The organism is Actinomadura rupiterrae (genome assembly GCF_024172125.1).
GTDB classification, from domain to species: domain Bacteria; phylum Actinomycetota; class Actinomycetes; order Streptosporangiales; family Streptosporangiaceae; genus Spirillospora; species Spirillospora rupiterrae.
Map to the genome: position 1 here is coordinate 90,473 of NZ_JAMZEA010000011.1, position 16,099 is coordinate 106,571.

Below are 16,099 nucleotides of genomic sequence, written 5' to 3' on the forward strand. Positions count from 1 at the left end.
GCTCAGGCCGGCGGAAGAAACTCCTCCGCCGACCTGAGCAAGAGCGTTGGGCTTATTTGCAGGCCAGGACTTCCTGGACGTAGTAGGGGTTGGCGTTGAACCCGGACGGCGGGGTGGGCTTCCAGGTGTGGGAACCGGCGAGGATCACCTCAAGGTCCGCTGTGACGCTGTAACGCGCGTCGAAGGTGAATTGGTGGAGGATGGTGGTCTTGCCACCCCGCTTCAGCGGTTTGCCGACGAATCCGTTGTAGCCGCGGATCGCGTCCTGCGTGAGCTGATCGGCGGTGAAGGCCGGCACGGTCGCCACCGGAATGTCCGAGGGCTTCAGAACGGGAAGTGCGGGTTTATGTGCGGCCCGCTGCTTGTTGAGCGTGGGAAGAACCGTGCGAATGATGGTGTCGCGCTGGGCGTTGAGCGCGGCCTGAACCTTGCCCGGGTAGCGGGACGCGGCACCCTTCTGCGAGTTGTACAGGGCAATGCCCCCGAGCACGTTGGTCTTCCAGTTCCACTGCTGCGTCGGGTAGTCGGCGGGGTCGAGCTGCATGATGCCGATTCCTGCCGGAGGCCCGAAGAGCGGACGGTTCGCCGCGGGATTGGGCAGATTCGACGGGATGTCGGTTTCCTTGGCGGCGGCCGGGCTCTTGGCGCCGAACTGCCGGTAGTGGCTCTCCTTGCAGGCGATCTGCGTGATCGTCGTGGCCAGCGCCGCATTCTTGCCGGTGCTGGCCTTGATGAAGTCGGTCAGATCGCCGCGGACGGGGTCGGTACCGGGCATGTCGAACCAGCGCGGGCTGGATGTGACCGTGCCGCCGGAGACCCCCGGAAGCGCGGCCTTGACCACCAGGCGCCCCCAACCGCCGATGAGCTTGCCGCCGTAGCCGGGCGTCCAGGCCGCCGAGACACCCACGGTCGTGCCCTGCGCCAGCGGCAGCGGCCCCTGCTTCCACTGGGCCTTCTGCTTCGGCGGCCGGATCACCCACCGGTTAAAGGCCTGGAGCGTCCAGGAGAAGTTCACGGTCTGCGGAACGCCGCCAGGGAACCCGGCCACCTCCAGGGTGGCGTTGAGCGCGGGCATCGCGGGTGCGCCGGTGACGGGCAGCCGGGCCCGGTCCTTGGGCGTGACGACGCGCAGGTCGATCAGCGTGACCTGGATGTGCTCGCTCTTCCCGTCACTGGCGACCGCGTCGATGTCCAGCGGACCGGGATGGACGTTCGGCAGGACGACGTGCCAACCGGTGCCCTTCACCGTCGCGGCCCTGCCGTTGACCTTGACCGTGCACTTGCAGGGCAGCGTCCCGACCACCTTGAGGCCGTACGGCCCGGGCACGCTGCTCTTGTCGGGGGGAGGGCTCTCAACCCGCGTGCGGTCGGTGAGCGCGATGATGCTGCCGCCCACGGGACCGGTGATGAACTTGGCCCCCGACAACAGCGTGAACTGGGCGGTGGCCGGATGGGCATAGCAATTGCCGGTCACCACCGACGACACCGAGATCGTGTACGTCCCGGGCTTGGCGTAGGGATGGCTGAAGAAGGCCAGCTGCGCCCCGTTCTGGCCCCCTGGGAAGGTCTGCTTGCTCGTCGCGTGGTCGCCCCAATCAACGCTGGTGGTGAACGTGCACGAACTGGTGGAGCCCACGCTCACCATGTGGAAGCTGACCACCGGATCGGTGCTCTGGCAGTTGGTGAACGGCCCCGAACCGAAACACGGATCGGACGGCGAGGACGCACTGGCCTTCATGCCGTACGTCCCGCCGATCGCGACCCCTCCGCCGCCGTGCCCCGCACGGTAGGTCGCTCCCAGCGCGACCGTCCCCGTGCCCAGCACGAGCATCATCATCAGGACGACGGTGAACCACCGCCGTCCTCTGAACACCCCTGGCATGACGTCCCTCGCTCCGTCGCAGCCGGTGCGCCCCCCGTCGCACGAGTCCATGCCTGGACCCGCCGCAAACGTAACTTTCCGCCCACCCCCCCACCCCGATCGAGACGCTTCCGTGTCCCCGTCTGTCCTCCTATGGACACCCGAACCCCGCAGCCACCCGAAAGACACATCCGCTAGTTATGCTCAGCGCTCAACTGACTTCTTTGGGCAAATGCCGGGCTCTGGCCGGTTGGTATCGAGCCCGGCTCGCGGGTGGCGAGCTTGCGCCACCGTTGGCTCCAGTCCGGCCAGCTCGCCTCGGCAAGGTTGCAGGCGTGTGAGACCGCTAGGGCTTGCGTCCGGTACCGGGGTACAGGCTTACCGTCGAGGAATGGAGCCAAGACAGACGCAGGCCGGTGAGGCGTGGGTGGCGGGCGAGGAGTGGGCGCCGGATGCTTGCAGGCTGCCGACGGCTGAGCGGCCGGTGCGGGAGGCCGAGTTCGACGCGTTGTTCGCCGAGGCGGTCATCGCGGTGGAGCAGGTGGCGGCTGGGCGGGTGCGGTTGCGGTTGAAGGCCGAGCCGCAGGTGGCCGGGCGTGCGGCCGAACTGGCGGCGCGGGAGACCCGGTGCTGTTCGTTCTTCACCTTCGTCCTGACCGCTTGCGGTGGTGAGCTGGCATTGGAGGTCAGCGCCGCCGACCAGCACGCCCCGGTGGTGGCGGCGCTGGCCGAACGCGCCCGCGCGGTTGCCGGGGCCGGGAGGTGACCGAGCTGCCGGGTCTGCGGAGTGGGCAGGTCGCGGCGGCGGCCGGGGTGAACCTTCAGACCCTGCGCTACTACGAGCGGCGGGGGCTGCTGGCGGAACCGCCCCGATCGCCCGGCGGGCACCGGCTGTACCCGCCCGAGGCGGTGACGGTGCTGCGGATGATCAAGACCGCGCAGCGGCTCGGGTTCACCCTGGAGGAGGTCGCCGACCTGCTGGACGCCGGATCGCACAGGCACCGGCGGCCCGACGCCGGACTCCGGGAACGCGCCCGGACCAAGCTGGCCGAGGTCGAGCAGCGCATGACCGACCTGGAGACCATTCGCGGCACGCTACGCCAAGCCATCGACGCCGGCTGCGATGACCTTCTGGCCTGTGCCGACCAGCCCTGCTGCCCGCTGCCGTTCGCCGAACTCGCCCACCCCCGTTCTGAAGAGACCCCCCGATGATGACCTTGGGGACCTATGTTCGCTCGCGATGTCGTCCTGCATGGGGCCAAGAATGCGGAAGGGGTCGTATTGATCCGGTGCGATGCCAAACCTGGTGTGGGGTCTTGGTGGCGTCGTGGGAGGTGCTTGGGGGCTAGGGGACGAGTTGGGTGTAGTGCTTTTGGAGGGACTGGCGGTCTTCGGGGGGCCAGTCGGGGATGGGTTCGCCGCGTAGGCGGAGTTCGATGGTGTCGAGCAGGTGGTGCCAGCCTGCGCCGTTGCGGGCGAGGATGGTGGTGGGGTCGACGTCCTGGCCGGTGGAGACGGCGCGGATGTCGTCCATGTCCAGGGCGTGGGTGAGGGTGAGGCGGGAGCCGCCGCCCATCTCGGAGACCTCCCAGGTCACCACGGCGCTCGGGTTGGCCTGTTTGAAGTAGGTGTGTTCGAGGCGGTGCGGCGGGTCGACGGCCAGCACCTCGTCCTCGACGCGGTGGGTGCCCATGTGGACCATGACGATGCGGCCGCCGGGGCGCAGGTCGAACTCCTCGACGCCCACGCCCATCCAGCGGGTGATCTCGGCGGGGTCGGTGATCGCCTGCCAGGTCATGGCGACCGGCTGGGTGAGCGGCCGTTCGTAACGGAACGTGACCCGGTCGCCGTCGCGCTCGATGATGCCGTCGGTCATCGCGGACTCCTTCCGGTCAGCGGGCTCGCTTTGTTCACTCTGAGTAAGATTTCATGTGCGGAGGTGGGGGTCAAGGACGGGTGGTGGAGGCGGGGAGAGGTTTCTGTGCGTCCATAGCCGAATGCGGGGCGTTGCGGCACGACGGAAGTTGCCAAAGAAAGGGCGCGCGGCTCAAAGAACGGATCAAACGCGTCGGACGGTCTTCGCGAGGGGATCGGAGCCGGGTTATAACCGCCGCAGCGTCTCATTCGTCCCCTCGCCCACAGGAGTCGTCCCATGGCCCCTCTCCGCACCCTGCTCTCGGCCGCCGTGTCCGCCGCGCTCGCGGCGGGAGCGCTGGCGGCCGTCGCCCCGGCCGCGTCCGCCGCCCCCGACCCCGCGGCCGCCCCGGCCGGGAACGGTCCCGAGCGGCACTGGCTCGGGTCGCAGGTCGTCAAGCACGAGCACTTCACCAACGCGCCCGTCGCGCCCTCCCTCGCCGTCACCCAGACGCCCGGCCTGGACGTCAGCGGCTGGCAGGGCAATGTCAACTGGTCGTCGGTGGCCGCCAACGGCGCCAAGTTCGCCTACGTCAAGGCCACCGAGTCGACCAGCTACACCAACCCCTATTTCGCCCAGCAGTACAACGGCTCCTACAATGTCGGGTTGATCCGCGGCTCCTACCACTTCGCCGTGCCGAACAACTCCTCCGGCGCGACGCAGGCGGACTACTTCGTCAACCACGGCGGCGGCTGGTCGGCCGACGGACGCACGCTGCCGGGCATGGTCGACATGGAGTGGAACCCCTACGGCGCCGCCTGCTACGGCCTGTCGCAGAGCGCGATGGTGAACTGGATCCTGTCGTTCAGCAACCGCTACCACTACCGCACCGGCCGCTACCCGGCCATCTACACCGCCACCAGCTGGTGGTCGCAGTGCACCGGCAACCTCGGCGCGTTCGCCTCCACCAACCCGCTCGTGATCGCCAACTACAACGGCTCGCCGGGTGCGATGCCCTACAACTGGAGCTACCAGACCATCTGGCAGTGGGCCGACCACGGCACGTTCCCCGGCGACCAGGACTACTTCAACGGTGACCTGAGCCGCCTGCAGGTCTTCGCCAGCAGCTGACCGCAGCGCCCCGGCCCGTCCATCCGCGCGGGTGGACGGGTCAGGGGTCGATGCGGCCGTTGACGTACACCCACGCGTCGTCGTGCCGGACGAACCGGCTCACCTCGTGCAACCGGCCGCGCTGCCCGTCCTGGACGAAGTGCGCCCGGAACTCCACCACGCCTCGGTTGTCGCCCGGCGCGCCGTCCGCCGTCCGGACGATCTCCAGCCGCTCCCAGTACAGCCCCGGCTCGAACTCCAGGCTCTCCGGACGCGTCGCCGGATGCCAGCTGCGCATCAGGTACTCGTCGTCCAGCTTCACGAACGCGCTGAACCGCGACCGCATCAACTGCTCAGCGGTCTCGGCGGCCGCCTCGCCGCGATGCAGCCGGCCGCAGCAGTCGCGGTAGGACACACCCGACCCGCACGGGCAGGGCTCGGATCGGCGCTTGGGCATGCCGCTATTGTCCTCCCGCCGGCTCCCCGTCCGGCCCGCCGGTCTCGGCGCGGCGGGTGTGGAAGGTGCGGCGGTAGGTGTCGGGCGGGACGCCGACGGTGCGGTTGAAGTGGCGGCGCAGGGTGGTCGCGGTGCCCATGCCGGTGGCCGCGGCGATGGCGTCCACGCTTTCGTCGGTGGTCTCCAGCAGTTCTTGGGCGCGGCGGATGCGCTGGGTGAGCAGCCATTGCAGGGGAGTGGTGCCGGTGGTGGCGCGGAAGTGGCGCCCCAGGTGGCGGGAGCTCATGTTCGCGCGGCGCGCCAGGTCCTCGACGGTCAGCGGCTGGTCGAGGCGCCGGCCGACCCAGGCGAGCAGGTCGCTCAGCGGGTGCTCGCGCGGTTCGGGGACGGGTGTCGCGACGAACTGGGCCTGGCCGCCGGGACGGTGCGGCGGCACCACCAGCCGCCGCGCCGCGGCGTTGGCGACCGCCGAGCCGTGGTCGAGCCGGACGATGTGCAGGCACAGGTCGAGTGCCGCGGCCTTGCCCGCCGCGGTCAGGACGCGTCCGTTGTCGACGTACAGGACGTCCGGATCGACCTCGACGGTCGGGTAGCGCGCGGCGAGGGCCTCGGTGTGCGCCCAGTGGGTGGTGGCGCGGCGTCCGTCCAGTAGACCGGCGGCGGCCAGCACGAACGCGCCGGTGCACAGGGACGCCACGCGCGCGCCGGCGTCGTAGGCGGCACGGACGGCCGCGACCAGCTCGGCGGGGGGATCGGCGTCCGGTTCGGCCCAGCCCGGCACGACCACGGTATCGGCCAGGGGCAGCCGGTCCAGGCCGCAGTCGGGTTCGAGCAGGAAGCGGCCGTCGGCCCGCACCGGACCGGCGCCGCAGATCAGCGGCCGGTACCAGGGGCCGGTGCGGGGCGCGGAGCTGAACAGCTCGTAGGCCAGGGCGAGTTCGAAGTGCAGGATCCCGTCGGCGACGGCGATCGCGACGGTGTGCGTGTCTGAGGCCACGTCCGGAATTGTACGCACCTTGTCGTTTCGGACACTGGCGGGGTGTTCGCGCTGGTCGCGACGATATCCCCATGAACGATCTTCAGAACGCCACCGTCACCGTGCTCGGCGCCTACGGCCACACCGGACGGTTCGTCGTCGCCGAACTGGTCGCGCGCGGCTTCGTTCCCATCCTCGCCGGACGCGACCAGGCCAAGCTGGACGCCTTCGCCGCCGCCTACCCCGATCTGGACGTCCGGCTCGCCTCGGCCGACGACGCCGCCTCGCTCGACCGCGCGCTGGCCGGCGCGGACGCGGTGATCAACGCCGCCGGGCCGTTCGCCGCGACCGCCGCGCCGGTGATCGAGGCCGCGCTCCGCGCCCGCATCCCGTACGTGGACGTCGCCGCCGAGATCGAGGCGAACACCGACACCTTCCGCCTGTTCGCCGACCGCGCCCGCGAGGCCGGGATCGTGGTGCTGCCCGCGATGGCCTTTTACGGCGGGCTCGGCGACCTTCTGGCCACCGCCGCGATGGACGACTGGACCGAGGCCGACGAGGTGCACATCGCCTACGGCCTGGACGGCTGGCACCCGACGTCGGGGACGCGCGCCACCGGTGCGGTGTCCCGGCGGCGCAACGGCGGCCGCCACGTCCGCTACACCGGCGGCGAGCTGACCTACCACGACGACGAGCGGCAGCTCCAGAAGTGGTCCTTCCCGGAGCCGACCGGTGTGCGGGAGGTGTTCGCCGAGTTCTCGATGGCCGACGTGGTCACCGTCCCCAGCCACCTGCCGGTTCCCGAGGTGTGCACCTACATGGCCGTGGAGGCGGCGCGGGACCTGATGTCCCCCGACACTCCCGAGCCGGTCGCGGTGAGCGAGGACGGACGCTCGGCACAGCTGTTCGTGGTGGAGGCGGTCGTGGTCTCGGGCCTGCTGGAACGCTCCGCCGTGGCGTCCGGCCGCGACATCTACGCCGTCAGCGCGCCGCTGGCGGTCGAGGCCGTGCACCGCATCCTCACTGGACAGACCACGACGACCGCCGGGGTCGCCTCGGCGGGCGCGCTGTTCGACGCCGCCGACGTCCTGCACGCGCTGGCCCCGCACCTCACGGTGGACCTGCGCACCGAGAGCGTCCCGGGCCGCCTGGAGGTCCAGTGATGCGCGCCATCAGCCAGGACGTCCTGGGCGGCCCGGAGGTGCTCAAGCAGGTCGAGGTGGAGCGGCCGCATCCTGGCCCGAGCGAGGTGCTGATCCGAGTGCGGGCCGCGAGCGTCAACCCGACCGACTGGATCCACCGAGCCACCGGCCTCATCCTCGGCACGCCGCCGTTCATCCTCGGCTGGGACGTGTCGGGCGTGGTGGAGCAAACCGGACTCGGGGTGACCCTCCACCAGCCAGGGGACGAGGTGTTCGGCATGCTCAGCTACCCCTACGGGCACGGCGCGCACGCCGAGTACGTGGTCGCGGCGGCCCGGCACGTCGTGCCGAAACCCGCCGCGATCGACCACGTCCAGGCCGGTGCGCTGCCGCTGGCCGCGCTCACCGCCTGGCAGGCCCTTGTCGACACCGCGGGCCTGCGCGCCGGGCAACGGGTGCTCATCCACGCCGCCGCCGGCGGGGTCGGGCACCTCGCCGTCCAGATCGCCAAGGCGCGCGGCGCGTACGTGATCGGCACCGCGTCCGCGCCCAAGCACGACCTGGTCCGCTCCCTCGGCGCGGACGAGGTCATCGACTACACCGCTGCCGACTTCGCCGCGGACGTCCGGGACGTGGACGTCGTGCTGGACGGCGTCGGCGGGGAGTACGGTCCGCGCTCGCTGCCGACGCTGCGCCGCGGCGGCGTCCTGGTCTCGATCGTCAACCACGTCCGCGACCTGGACACCGCCCGGTACGGCGTCCGCGCCGCCGAGATGCTCGTCGAGGCCGACCACGCGGGCATGCGGGAGGTCGCGGCGCTGGCCGGGGCGGGCCGACTGCGCGCCGCGATCGACGCGGTGTTCCCGCTGGCCGACGCCGCCCGGGCGCACGCGCGCGGCGAGACCGGACGCGTCGCCGGGAAACTCGTCCTGACGGTGTGAGCACGCGCCAAGCCTCGCGGTTTGGGCGGGGGCTAAGTGGAGGCGGGGCGCGGGCGGGGGACGGGGCCGTCGAACTCGATGCGGATGCGCTTGACCCCGTTCATGAAGTAGGAGCGGAGCATGTCCGGGTCGCCGACCGAACGGGCGGTCGGCAGGCGTGTGTACAGCGCCCGGAACATCTCGGTGATCTCCAGGCGGGCGAGGTTGGCGCCGAGGCAGAAATGCGGGCCGGGCCCGCCGAACCCGACGTGCGGGTTGGGGTGGCGGGAGATGTCGAAGGAGTCCGGCTGCTCGAACACCGCGTCGTCGCGGTTGGCCGACGAGTAGAACAGCATCACCTGGTCGCCCTCGCGGTACCGGTGCCCGTTCAGCTCGTGGTCGCGCACCACGTTGCGGCGGAACGAGATGACCGGGGAGCTGAACCGGACGACCTCCTCGACCGCGCCGCCGATCCGCGCGTCGAAGTCCTCCATCAGCAGCTCGCGCTGCTCGGGGTGGTCGGTGAACAGCTTCAGCCCGTGCGCGATCGCGTTGCGCGTGGTCTCGTTGCCCGCCAGCACCAGCAGCAGGAAGAACGCGCCGAACTCGCGCGGGCTGAGCCGCTCGCCGTCCACGTCGGCGTTCACCAGCGCCGAGGTCAGATCGCCGGTCGGGCGCCGCACCCGCTCGCGGCCCAGGTCGGCGGCCAGGCTGTGCAGGTCCCGGCCTGCGCGCGCGACCTTCAGCAGCGCCCGGCCCGTGCCGACCCGCCCGAAAGCGGGCGACATCGTGGTGTACTCCTCGTCGGAGAAGCCCAGCAGCACGTTGGTGCGCGCGACGATCCGCTGGTAGTGCCGCTCGGGGACGCCGAGCATCTCGGAGATGACCTCGATCGGCAGCCGCACCGCGGCGGCGGCCACGAAGTCGCCGGGGCCGTTGCGGACCAGGTCGTCCACGATCTTCTCGGACCGCTCCCGGACGGTGTCGTGCAGCCGGGTGAGCACCCGCGGCGCGAACGCGCGCGACACCGTCCGGCGGACCTTGGCGTGCCGGGGGTCGTCCATGTTCAGCAGCGTGTCGACGTAGCGGTTCAGCCAGTCGGGCAGGTCGACCGGCGTGGTCGCGTTCGGCTCGCTGGAGAACACCTCCGGCAGCCGGGACGCGCCGGTGACGTCGGCGTGCCTGGTCAGCGCCCAGAAGCCGGGGCTGCGGGGCAGGAACGGGATGGCGGGCATCGGGAAGAACACAGGGCCGGGCTGCTCGCGCAGCCGCCGGAACGCCTTCTCCCGCTGCTCGGCGGGGCGCTGCCAGAAGGTCAGGTCGGCGAGGTCGATGTCCTGTACCCGCGGGGGTTCGGTCGAGGACGGCATGCCGCTCCTTCGCTAGGGACGTGCCTGCCCTCCCGAGTCTGGCAGCGGCTGCCGCCAACTCCAAGTGACCGAACGGAAACGCTATGTCGCGGTCACCATCGAACAGGCAGGCGGTCCGGGCCCGACACGATCCCGCCGCTGCGCCAGGACACCTGCTCGGCCGGGACGGCCAGCTCCAGCGCCGGGAACCGTTCGGCCAGCGTGGCCAGCGCGACCTCGACCTCCAGCCGCGCCAGGTTGGCGCCCAGGCAGAAGTGCGGACCGTGCCCGAACGTCACATGGGACGCGCCGCCCGCCGAGCGCTCGGGCACGAAGGCGTCAGGGTCGGGGAACACCGCCGCGTCCCGGTTGGCGACGGCGATCATCGGCAGGACGGTCTCGCCCGCGCGGACCGTCCCGGACGCCAGCTCGACGTCCTCCACCGCCAGCCGCGGCATCGCCACCGTCGCTGGCGTGTCGTGCCGCAGCACCTCCTCAACCAGCTCCGGACCGACGCGGGTCGGCCACCGGCCCTCGGTCACCAGCGTGAACACCGCGGTCGCGACCAGGTGCGCGGTCGTCTCGTGGCCCGCGGTGATGATGTTGATGACCATGCTGACCAGCTCGGGCCCGGACAGCCCGCTGCCGTCGCCCTCCTCGTCGCGGGCGGCGATCAGCGCGTCCAGCAGCGCGTCCCCTGGATCGGCGCGGCGCTTCTCGACCAGCGCCTCCACGTAGGCCCGGAACTCCCGGCCGGTGGCCGACCGCCGCCGCCCGCCCTCGGGCCCGATCGACAGCGTCGTGTCGGCCCAGACCCGGAACCGGTCGCGGTCCTGGTGCGGGACGCCCAGCAGCTCGCAGATCACCCGCACCGGCAGCGGGAACGCGAACGCCGCCACCAGATCGCAGGGCACCGGCCGCGTGGCCATCTCCTCGGCCAGCTCGGCCGCGATCGCCGCCACGCGCGGACGCCAGGCGGCCGTCCGGCGTGGCGTGAACGCCCCCGACACCGTCCGCCGGATCCGGGTGTGCCGGGGCGGATCCATGTTCAGGAGCGAGTACGGGTCGTCGCTGACGTCCCCGCCCTTGGCCAGCCGCGGACCGCCGGGCCGCAGCTCGCGGCTGAACCGCGGATCGGCCAGCACCCGCCGGACGTCGCCGTGCGCCGACACCGCCCGCATCACGTCCCCGCTGGGAACCGTGACCTCCGGCAGCCCGCCGGGAACTGCGACATCCGGCAGCCCGCCGGGAGTTGCGACCTCCGGCAGCTTGCCGCTCCCGCCCTCGACGTCCATCGAGCCTCCCTGGGTAGCCACCCCCAATGCTCTCCAAACCGTCCTGAAACGTCGAGAGCGGCGATCAGTGCCGCCGCGTGGAGACCGCGCCCGGTGCGGTGTCCGGTTTGGTGGCCTCTCAGCCGGGCAGGCGGTCCAGCAAGGGGGAGATCGTATGAACGACGAAACCGCAGGCCGGACCATCGAGCCGCCCGCGCAAAGCCAGCCCTATCCGGGCCGCACAGGGGAGATGTCGCCCGAGCCGCGCGACGAGATGCGCGACTACACCGGACGCGGCCTGCTGGACGGCAAGCGCGCGCTGATCACCGGCGGTGACTCGGGCATCGGACGCGCCGTCGCGGTCGCTTTCGCCAAGGAGGGCGCCGACGTCGCGATCACCTACCTGGAAGAGGACGCCGACGCGCGGCACACCGCCGGTCTGGTCGAGGCCGAGGGGCGGCGCTGCGTCACCCTCGGCGGCGACCTGGCCGAGGAGCGGCACGCCCGCGAGGTCGTCCAGCACGCCGCCCGCGACCTCGGCGGCCTGGACGTGCTGGTGCTGCACCACGGCACCCAGCAGCCGGTCCAGGACGTCCGGGAGATCGACGGCAAGCAGCTGCGCCGCACCTTCGACGTCAACGTGCTGTCGCTGTTCTGGATCGTCCAGGAGGCGCTGGACCACCTCGGCGCCGGCGCCGCGATCGTGATCACCGGGTCCATCAACGGGCTGCGCGGCAACAAGACGCTGATCGACTACTCCGCGAGCAAGGGCGCCGCGATGGTGCTGTCCCAGTCGCTGGCCCAGTCCTTGAGCGACAAGGAGATCCGGGTCAACTGCGTTGCACCCGGACCGGTCTGGACACCGCTGATCCCGGCGACCTTCCCCGCCGAACGCGTCGAGGGCTTCGGCAAGCAGGCGCCGATGGAGCGGCCCGCCGACCCCGACGAGATCGCCCCGTCCTACGTCTTCTTCGCCGCGAACCGGCTCTCGTCCTACTACACCGGCCAGACCCTGGTCCCGGCCGGAGGCGAGATCCACCCCGGCTGACCCTCAGCCGCCACTGACGCCCCTCAGCCGCTCCGGCTGACCTCAGCCGCCGCCGCACACCTCGGGCCGCTCGGTATCGGGCTCGTCGGCGCGTTCGAGCACGAGTTCGTCGGCGAGGGGCAGGCCCGGCGCCAGGTGGAACAGTGCATACGGCCGGCCGAGCACCGGCAGCGCCACGTTCCGGACGGGCGTCCCGCCAGGCGTGAGCCCTTTCGCGCTGCCGTAGTGCGCGTGGCCGTGGACGGCCAGGTCGACGCGCCGCCTCGCGCCGTCGATCGCCTCGCCGAGCAGGTGGCTGCCCAGGAACGGGTAGACCTCCAGGCGCTCGCCCGCGAGCGTGTCCGCGACCGGCGCGTAATGCGTCAACGCCACGCGCACCTCGCAGTCCAGCGCGTCCAGCGCCGCGCCGAGCCGCTCGGCGGAAGGGCGGCCGTCCTCGACGAGCGCCCGGAGCTCCGGCTCGCTCAAGACGGTATCCGCCACGTCCGGGAAGCCGCCGCAGGACCCCATGCCACCTGCGACGCCGAGCCGGACGCCGCCGCGCTCGATCACCGTGCCGGTTCCCTCCAGGACCCGGATCCCCGCGTCCTGCAGCAGCGCGGTGATCGCGTCCTGCCGGCCGGCGGAGTGGTCGTGGTTGCCGAGCACCGCGATCACCGGGACGTCCGCGCAGGCCAGCTCGGCGGCGGCGACCTCGCCCTCCGCGACCGTCCCGCGCCGGGTCAGGTCCCCGGCGACCAGCAGCACGTCGGCGTGCTCGGACAGCCCGGCCAGGTACGGACCGAGCGTCCCGGACGAGTCGGGCCCGACATGGACGTCCCCGAAGGCGGCGACCCGGATCATGGCGGCGGCTCCTCTCCGCTGAGGGCACCTCAACCTAACCGCACCGGGCGGACGTGCAACCCCCTGGCGTGTAACCGGGACGCCTATCTCCTTGTGAGCACCGCTGAGATCGGAGAGTTCACAAGTGTCCAAGCTCATGCGCAAAGCCCGGGGTCGGCGGCCGCTGGCCGTGACCGCCGCGGCCGCCGGGATCGCCGGGATCGCCATCGCGGCGGCAGGCTTCGCGGCCCCCGCGCAGGCGGCCACCACCTACAAGCTGACCCTCAGCCCGACCGTCAACACCCACTACAACGCCATCAACAACAACGGCGACATCATCGGCGAAGGACCGCAGACCGGGACGGGCGGCACCGCGCCGTTCCTGCTGACGGTGAAGTCGGGCAAGCCGCTCACCCTCAACGTCCCGGCCAACCAGACCGGGTCGGCGTTCGCCATCGCCGAGGCCCTCAACAACACCGACACCGTGGTCGGCGAGTCCGACAACGGCAACTTCACCGCGCTCAAGTGGCCCGGCATCAGCACCCCGACCAACCTGCAGCAGCTGCCCGGGCTGTCCAGCCGGTTCTTCCAGACCCAGGCCACCTCCATCAACGACAACGGCCTGATCGTCGGGTTCGGGGAGGGACCGGGCACCCGTGGCGACACCACCATCGCCTTCACCCTCCAGGGCAGCACCGTCACGCTGCTGCCCGAACTGCCCAACAGCGGCGTCGACGCCCACGCGATCGCGGTGAACGGCACCGGCACCACCATCGTCGGCGACGCCGACGACAAGACCCGGTCCGGCGTCCCGGTGGAGTGGGTCAACGGCGCCATCAAGGAACTGCCGTTCCTGCCCGGCAGCACCGACCTCGCCAAGGCGCTGGGCGTCAACAACGCCGGCCAGGCGGTCGGCGCCGACATCATCCGCGCCGAGGGCAACGCCCACGCCGTCCTGTGGTCCAACGGGACGGTCACCGACCTGCACTTCGGCACTGGCGGCGACGCCCAGGCCAAGTCCATCAACACCGCCGGCGTGATCGTGGGCGACGGCGGCGTGACCGAGGGCGGCGGGCACGCCTTCATCTACCAGAACGGCAAGGCGACCGATCTCAACACCCTCATCCCGGCCGGTTCCGGCGTCACCTTGTCGACCGCGTCCAGCATCAACGAACACGGCGTCATCGTCGGCACCGCCGTCAACGCCCGGGGCCTCACCCTCGGCTTCGAGCTGACCCCCGTCTCCTCCTGATCCGGCTGAAAGCACTGCGACCCTCATAACCCGGACCCGGGGTTATGAGGGTCATGCGTTTCCGGACGGGCGGCTAGCCGTTGGCGACCAGGGCCACGATGTCCTCGATGCGGACGATCTCGCCGCGCGCTCCCCAGTTGCCCTCGGGGATCTCGTTGATGTGCACCCAGGCGGTCGAGGCCTCGGTGAACCGCTCCGGCTCGGGATCGGCGTCGGCCAGCACCTTGGTGACGCGCTCGACGATGTCGCGGCGCTTGGCGTCGTTCATCGACCCGGCCGGGACGCCGACGCGCACCACGTACCTGGGCTTCTCGCCGGCGGGCAGCCGCCGCCCGCCGACGAACCAGGCGTCGATCTCGTTCACCACCAGCCAGGAGATCGAGCGGGCGGCCTCGGTGTCCGGCGCACCCTCGGCGATCATCACCTCCGACACCAGCCGGCCGCCGATCTCCTCGCGGCGGTCGGTGTCCAGCGCGCCCTGCGGGACGAACAGCTCCACGAACGGCATGAGTGCGTCCTTTCATTGAACTCTCGGGTCACCGCACCGTACAGCGGGTGAGTTCAATGAATCAACCCTCTAGGATGGGAGCCATGCAACGGACCAGCTTCGCGGAGATGCACTGCTCGATCGGGCAGTCCCTGGAACGCGTCGGCGAGTGGTGGACGCCGCTGATCGTCCGGGACGTCCACCTCGGCCTGCACCGGTTCGACGACATCGCCGAGAACCTCGGGATCTCCCGCAACCTGCTCACCCGCCGCCTGGAGACGCTGGTGGCGGACGGCATCGTCGAGCGCCGCGCCTACCAGGAGCGGCCGCTGCGGCACGAGTACCACCTCACCCAGGCGGGCCGCGAGCTGGTGCCGGTGCTGATGGCGCTGATGGCCTGGGGCGACAAGTGGGCGACGCCGGAGGGCGGCCCGCCGGTGCGGCTGGTGCACGACGGCTGCGGCGCGGAGTTCACCGCGCAGGTCAGCTGCTCGGAGTGCGGTGAGGCCGTGACCACCGCCAACGTGACCTCCCTGCCCGGCCCGGGCGCCGCCCCTGGTCCAGGAACCAGAGTGCTGCACCGCCGCGCAGCACGGACGCCCGCGCAGGAGTGACCGGGCTCGGACGCGCGCGACTCAGTCCTTGTGTCGTGACGGATCAGGATCCGAAACCCGCGACGGATTCGGCTCGGAAGGCCGCGACGGATTCGGCTCGGAAGGCCGCGGCGGATTCGGGTCGGAAGGCGGGGGCGGGTCCGGGGTGGACGGTTTGCCTGCCACCAAGTCCTGGATGCGGGTGAGCAGCCGCTCGACGGGCTGGTGCACGCGGCGTTCGCGCTTCCAGGAGCGCGCGAGCTTGCGGGGCCGCTTGCGGTAGAAGGTGTGGGCCCAGAGGGAGTTCGGACGGGCCAGCCGGATCGCGCCCACCAGCGCGAACACGCCGATGAACAGGCCCAGCAGCCCGGTCCAGAGCTTGCCCTTGAGGAGGGCGACCACCGCCGGGGCGAGGTTGAGCAGCAGGATCAGCGCCACCTGCCAGGCTGTTCCGGGCACGCCCTTGCTGTCGACAAGGTCGTCCACGCCCAGCGGCCGGATCCCCAGCAGCATCAGCCCGCACAGCGCGATCGCCACGAACACGACCTCGACCGACAGCCGCCCCTCCTCCGACCAGTACACATCCTGCAGGTGCAGCACCAGCGCGAACTCGTCCAGCACCAGCGCGGCGCCGACGCCCAGCAGGCCGGCCGCGACCCCCGCCCACGCGGACGCGTTGTCGGCCACGGCCAGCCCGCCGACGCCGCCCACGCACATGAAGACCAGCCCGAACACCACGTGATGGATGTGGTGCCCGCCCGGGGTGACGTTGCCCGGCCACCACCGCACCTGCTTGCGGATCATCCGGACGCTGAACCGGATGAACAGGAATGCGGCCAGGAAGGCGACGAAGAAGCAGAACAGGCGCAGCCGCCCGGTGTCCACGATCTCCCGCGTGAACCAGGTGCCCATAGCCTTCCGGGCCGCGCTCGTCCCGCCCGTTCCCCACCTCC

Annotated in this window: 18 protein-coding genes; 9 read left to right on the forward strand and 9 right to left on the reverse strand. The window is 71.3% G+C overall.

Features of this window, described 5'->3' with window-relative positions:
- Nucleotides 1-52: 52 nt before the first annotated feature.
- Complete coding sequence (locus FHU30_RS34210; protein WP_253881677.1) at nucleotides 53-1,486, reverse strand: hypothetical protein; 1,434 nt, start codon at nucleotides 1,484-1,486, stop codon at nucleotides 53-55.
- Between the two features lie 127 nt (nucleotides 1,487-1,613).
- Here FHU30_RS34210 and FHU30_RS34215 point away from each other — a divergent pair, with 127 nt between their 5' ends.
- The 3 genes from FHU30_RS34215 to FHU30_RS34225 all read left to right on the forward strand — a co-directional run bounded on the left by FHU30_RS34215 (nucleotide 1,614) and on the right by FHU30_RS34225 (nucleotide 3,073).
- Nucleotides 1,614-1,790, forward strand: coding sequence for a hypothetical protein (locus FHU30_RS34215; protein WP_253881678.1), 177 nt, complete (start codon nucleotides 1,614-1,616; stop codon nucleotides 1,788-1,790).
- Nucleotides 1,791-2,252: 462 nt separating this feature from the next.
- Nucleotides 2,253-2,627, forward strand: coding sequence for a hypothetical protein (locus FHU30_RS34220; protein ID WP_253881679.1), 375 nt, complete (start codon nucleotides 2,253-2,255; stop codon nucleotides 2,625-2,627).
- Entirely contained in the window at nucleotides 2,624-3,073 is a 450-nt protein-coding gene (locus tag FHU30_RS34225; protein WP_253881680.1) for a MerR family transcriptional regulator, read from the forward strand. Before FHU30_RS34220 ends, FHU30_RS34225 begins: the two co-directional genes overlap by 4 nt.
- A gap of 133 nt (nucleotides 3,074-3,206) precedes the next feature.
- On the opposite strand, the gene FHU30_RS34230 is transcribed toward FHU30_RS34225, so the two are convergent.
- Nucleotides 3,207-3,737: an SRPBCC domain-containing protein gene (locus FHU30_RS34230; RefSeq protein WP_253881681.1), complete on the reverse strand. Its 531-nt coding sequence runs from the start codon at nucleotides 3,735-3,737 to the stop codon at nucleotides 3,207-3,209.
- 276 nt (nucleotides 3,738-4,013) lie between these two features.
- Between FHU30_RS34230 and FHU30_RS34235 the strand changes: the two genes are divergently transcribed.
- A complete protein-coding gene (locus tag FHU30_RS34235) occupies nucleotides 4,014-4,847 on the forward strand; it encodes a lysozyme (RefSeq protein WP_253881682.1) in 834 nt (277 codons plus the stop codon).
- A gap of 40 nt (nucleotides 4,848-4,887) precedes the next feature.
- Here the strand turns inward: FHU30_RS34235 and FHU30_RS34240 are convergent, their stop codons facing one another.
- Nucleotides 4,888-5,283 carry a YchJ family protein gene (locus FHU30_RS34240; RefSeq protein WP_253881683.1) on the reverse strand — a complete coding sequence of 132 codons (396 nt, stop codon included), beginning with the start codon at nucleotides 5,281-5,283 and terminating at the stop codon, nucleotides 4,888-4,890.
- Nucleotides 5,284-5,287: 4 nt separating this feature from the next.
- Nucleotides 5,288-6,280, reverse strand: a complete 993-nt coding sequence (locus tag FHU30_RS34245; RefSeq protein ID WP_253881684.1) for a helix-turn-helix domain-containing protein — start codon at nucleotides 6,278-6,280, stop codon at nucleotides 5,288-5,290.
- Between the two features lie 71 nt (nucleotides 6,281-6,351).
- Here FHU30_RS34245 and FHU30_RS34250 point away from each other — a divergent pair, with 71 nt between their 5' ends.
- Both FHU30_RS34250 and FHU30_RS34255 read left to right on the forward strand, forming a co-directional pair.
- Nucleotides 6,352-7,422 (forward strand): saccharopine dehydrogenase NADP-binding domain-containing protein, encoded by a 1,071-nt coding sequence (locus FHU30_RS34250; protein WP_253881685.1) that lies wholly within the window; start codon nucleotides 6,352-6,354, stop codon nucleotides 7,420-7,422.
- Nucleotides 7,422-8,342: an NADP-dependent oxidoreductase gene (locus FHU30_RS34255; RefSeq protein WP_253881686.1), complete on the forward strand. Its 921-nt coding sequence runs from the start codon at nucleotides 7,422-7,424 to the stop codon at nucleotides 8,340-8,342. Before FHU30_RS34250 ends, FHU30_RS34255 begins: the two co-directional genes overlap by 1 nt.
- Nucleotides 8,343-8,374: 32 nt before the next feature.
- Here FHU30_RS34255 and FHU30_RS34260 read toward each other — a convergent pair whose 3' ends face one another.
- Entirely contained in the window at nucleotides 8,375-9,691 is a 1,317-nt protein-coding gene (locus tag FHU30_RS34260; protein WP_253881687.1) for a cytochrome P450, read from the reverse strand.
- A 92-nt stretch (nucleotides 9,692-9,783) separates the two neighbouring features.
- Nucleotides 9,784-10,965 carry a cytochrome P450 gene (locus FHU30_RS34265; RefSeq protein WP_253881688.1) on the reverse strand — a complete coding sequence of 394 codons (1,182 nt, stop codon included), beginning with the start codon at nucleotides 10,963-10,965 and terminating at the stop codon, nucleotides 9,784-9,786.
- Between the two features lie 154 nt (nucleotides 10,966-11,119).
- On the opposite strand from FHU30_RS34265, the gene FHU30_RS34270 reads away from it, so the two are divergent.
- Nucleotides 11,120-11,992 (forward strand): SDR family oxidoreductase, encoded by an 873-nt coding sequence (locus tag FHU30_RS34270; RefSeq protein ID WP_253881689.1) that lies wholly within the window; start codon nucleotides 11,120-11,122, stop codon nucleotides 11,990-11,992.
- A 42-nt stretch (nucleotides 11,993-12,034) separates the two neighbouring features.
- Here the strand turns inward: FHU30_RS34270 and FHU30_RS34275 are convergent, their stop codons facing one another.
- Entirely contained in the window at nucleotides 12,035-12,835 is an 801-nt protein-coding gene (locus FHU30_RS34275; protein WP_253881690.1) for a metallophosphoesterase family protein, read from the reverse strand.
- A gap of 124 nt (nucleotides 12,836-12,959) precedes the next feature.
- Here FHU30_RS34275 and FHU30_RS34280 point away from each other — a divergent pair, with 124 nt between their 5' ends.
- Nucleotides 12,960-14,066, forward strand: coding sequence for a DUF3466 family protein (locus FHU30_RS34280; protein ID WP_253881691.1), 1,107 nt, complete (start codon nucleotides 12,960-12,962; stop codon nucleotides 14,064-14,066).
- Nucleotides 14,067-14,139: 73 nt separating this feature from the next.
- Here the strand turns inward: FHU30_RS34280 and FHU30_RS34285 are convergent, their stop codons facing one another.
- Nucleotides 14,140-14,574, reverse strand: a complete 435-nt coding sequence (locus tag FHU30_RS34285; RefSeq protein ID WP_253881692.1) for a tautomerase family protein — start codon at nucleotides 14,572-14,574, stop codon at nucleotides 14,140-14,142.
- An 83-nt stretch (nucleotides 14,575-14,657) separates the two neighbouring features.
- On the opposite strand from FHU30_RS34285, the gene FHU30_RS34290 reads away from it, so the two are divergent.
- Nucleotides 14,658-15,167, forward strand: coding sequence for a winged helix-turn-helix transcriptional regulator (locus tag FHU30_RS34290; RefSeq protein WP_253881693.1), 510 nt, complete (start codon nucleotides 14,658-14,660; stop codon nucleotides 15,165-15,167).
- A 21-nt stretch (nucleotides 15,168-15,188) separates the two neighbouring features.
- On the opposite strand, the gene FHU30_RS34295 is transcribed toward FHU30_RS34290, so the two are convergent.
- Nucleotides 15,189-16,058: a hypothetical protein gene (locus FHU30_RS34295; RefSeq protein ID WP_253881694.1), complete on the reverse strand. Its 870-nt coding sequence runs from the start codon at nucleotides 16,056-16,058 to the stop codon at nucleotides 15,189-15,191.
- Nucleotides 16,059-16,099: the final 41 nt, after the last annotated feature.

Coding starts and splice junctions, on each gene's coding strand:
- FHU30_RS34275 (WP_253881690.1), bottom strand. CDS start 12,835: ATGATCCGGGTCGCCGCCTTCGGGGACGTCCATGTCGGGCCCGACTCG.
- FHU30_RS34220 (WP_253881679.1), top strand. CDS start 2,253: ATGGAGCCAAGACAGACGCAGGCCGGTGAGGCGTGGGTGGCGGGCGAG.
- FHU30_RS34240 (WP_253881683.1), bottom strand. CDS start 5,283: ATGCCCAAGCGCCGATCCGAGCCCTGCCCGTGCGGGTCGGGTGTGTCC.
- FHU30_RS34290 (WP_253881693.1), top strand. CDS start 14,658: ATGCAACGGACCAGCTTCGCGGAGATGCACTGCTCGATCGGGCAGTCC.
- FHU30_RS34235 (WP_253881682.1), top strand. CDS start 4,014: ATGGCCCCTCTCCGCACCCTGCTCTCGGCCGCCGTGTCCGCCGCGCTC.
- FHU30_RS34230 (WP_253881681.1), bottom strand. CDS start 3,737: ATGACCGACGGCATCATCGAGCGCGACGGCGACCGGGTCACGTTCCGT.
- FHU30_RS34250 (WP_253881685.1), top strand. CDS start 6,352: ATGAACGATCTTCAGAACGCCACCGTCACCGTGCTCGGCGCCTACGGC.
- FHU30_RS34285 (WP_253881692.1), bottom strand. CDS start 14,574: ATGCCGTTCGTGGAGCTGTTCGTCCCGCAGGGCGCGCTGGACACCGAC.
- FHU30_RS34270 (WP_253881689.1), top strand. CDS start 11,120: ATGAACGACGAAACCGCAGGCCGGACCATCGAGCCGCCCGCGCAAAGC.
- FHU30_RS34265 (WP_253881688.1), bottom strand. CDS start 10,965: ATGGACGTCGAGGGCGGGAGCGGCAAGCTGCCGGAGGTCGCAACTCCC.
- FHU30_RS34260 (WP_253881687.1), bottom strand. CDS start 9,691: ATGCCGTCCTCGACCGAACCCCCGCGGGTACAGGACATCGACCTCGCC.
- FHU30_RS34255 (WP_253881686.1), top strand. CDS start 7,422: ATGCGCGCCATCAGCCAGGACGTCCTGGGCGGCCCGGAGGTGCTCAAG.
- FHU30_RS34295 (WP_253881694.1), bottom strand. CDS start 16,058: ATGGGCACCTGGTTCACGCGGGAGATCGTGGACACCGGGCGGCTGCGC.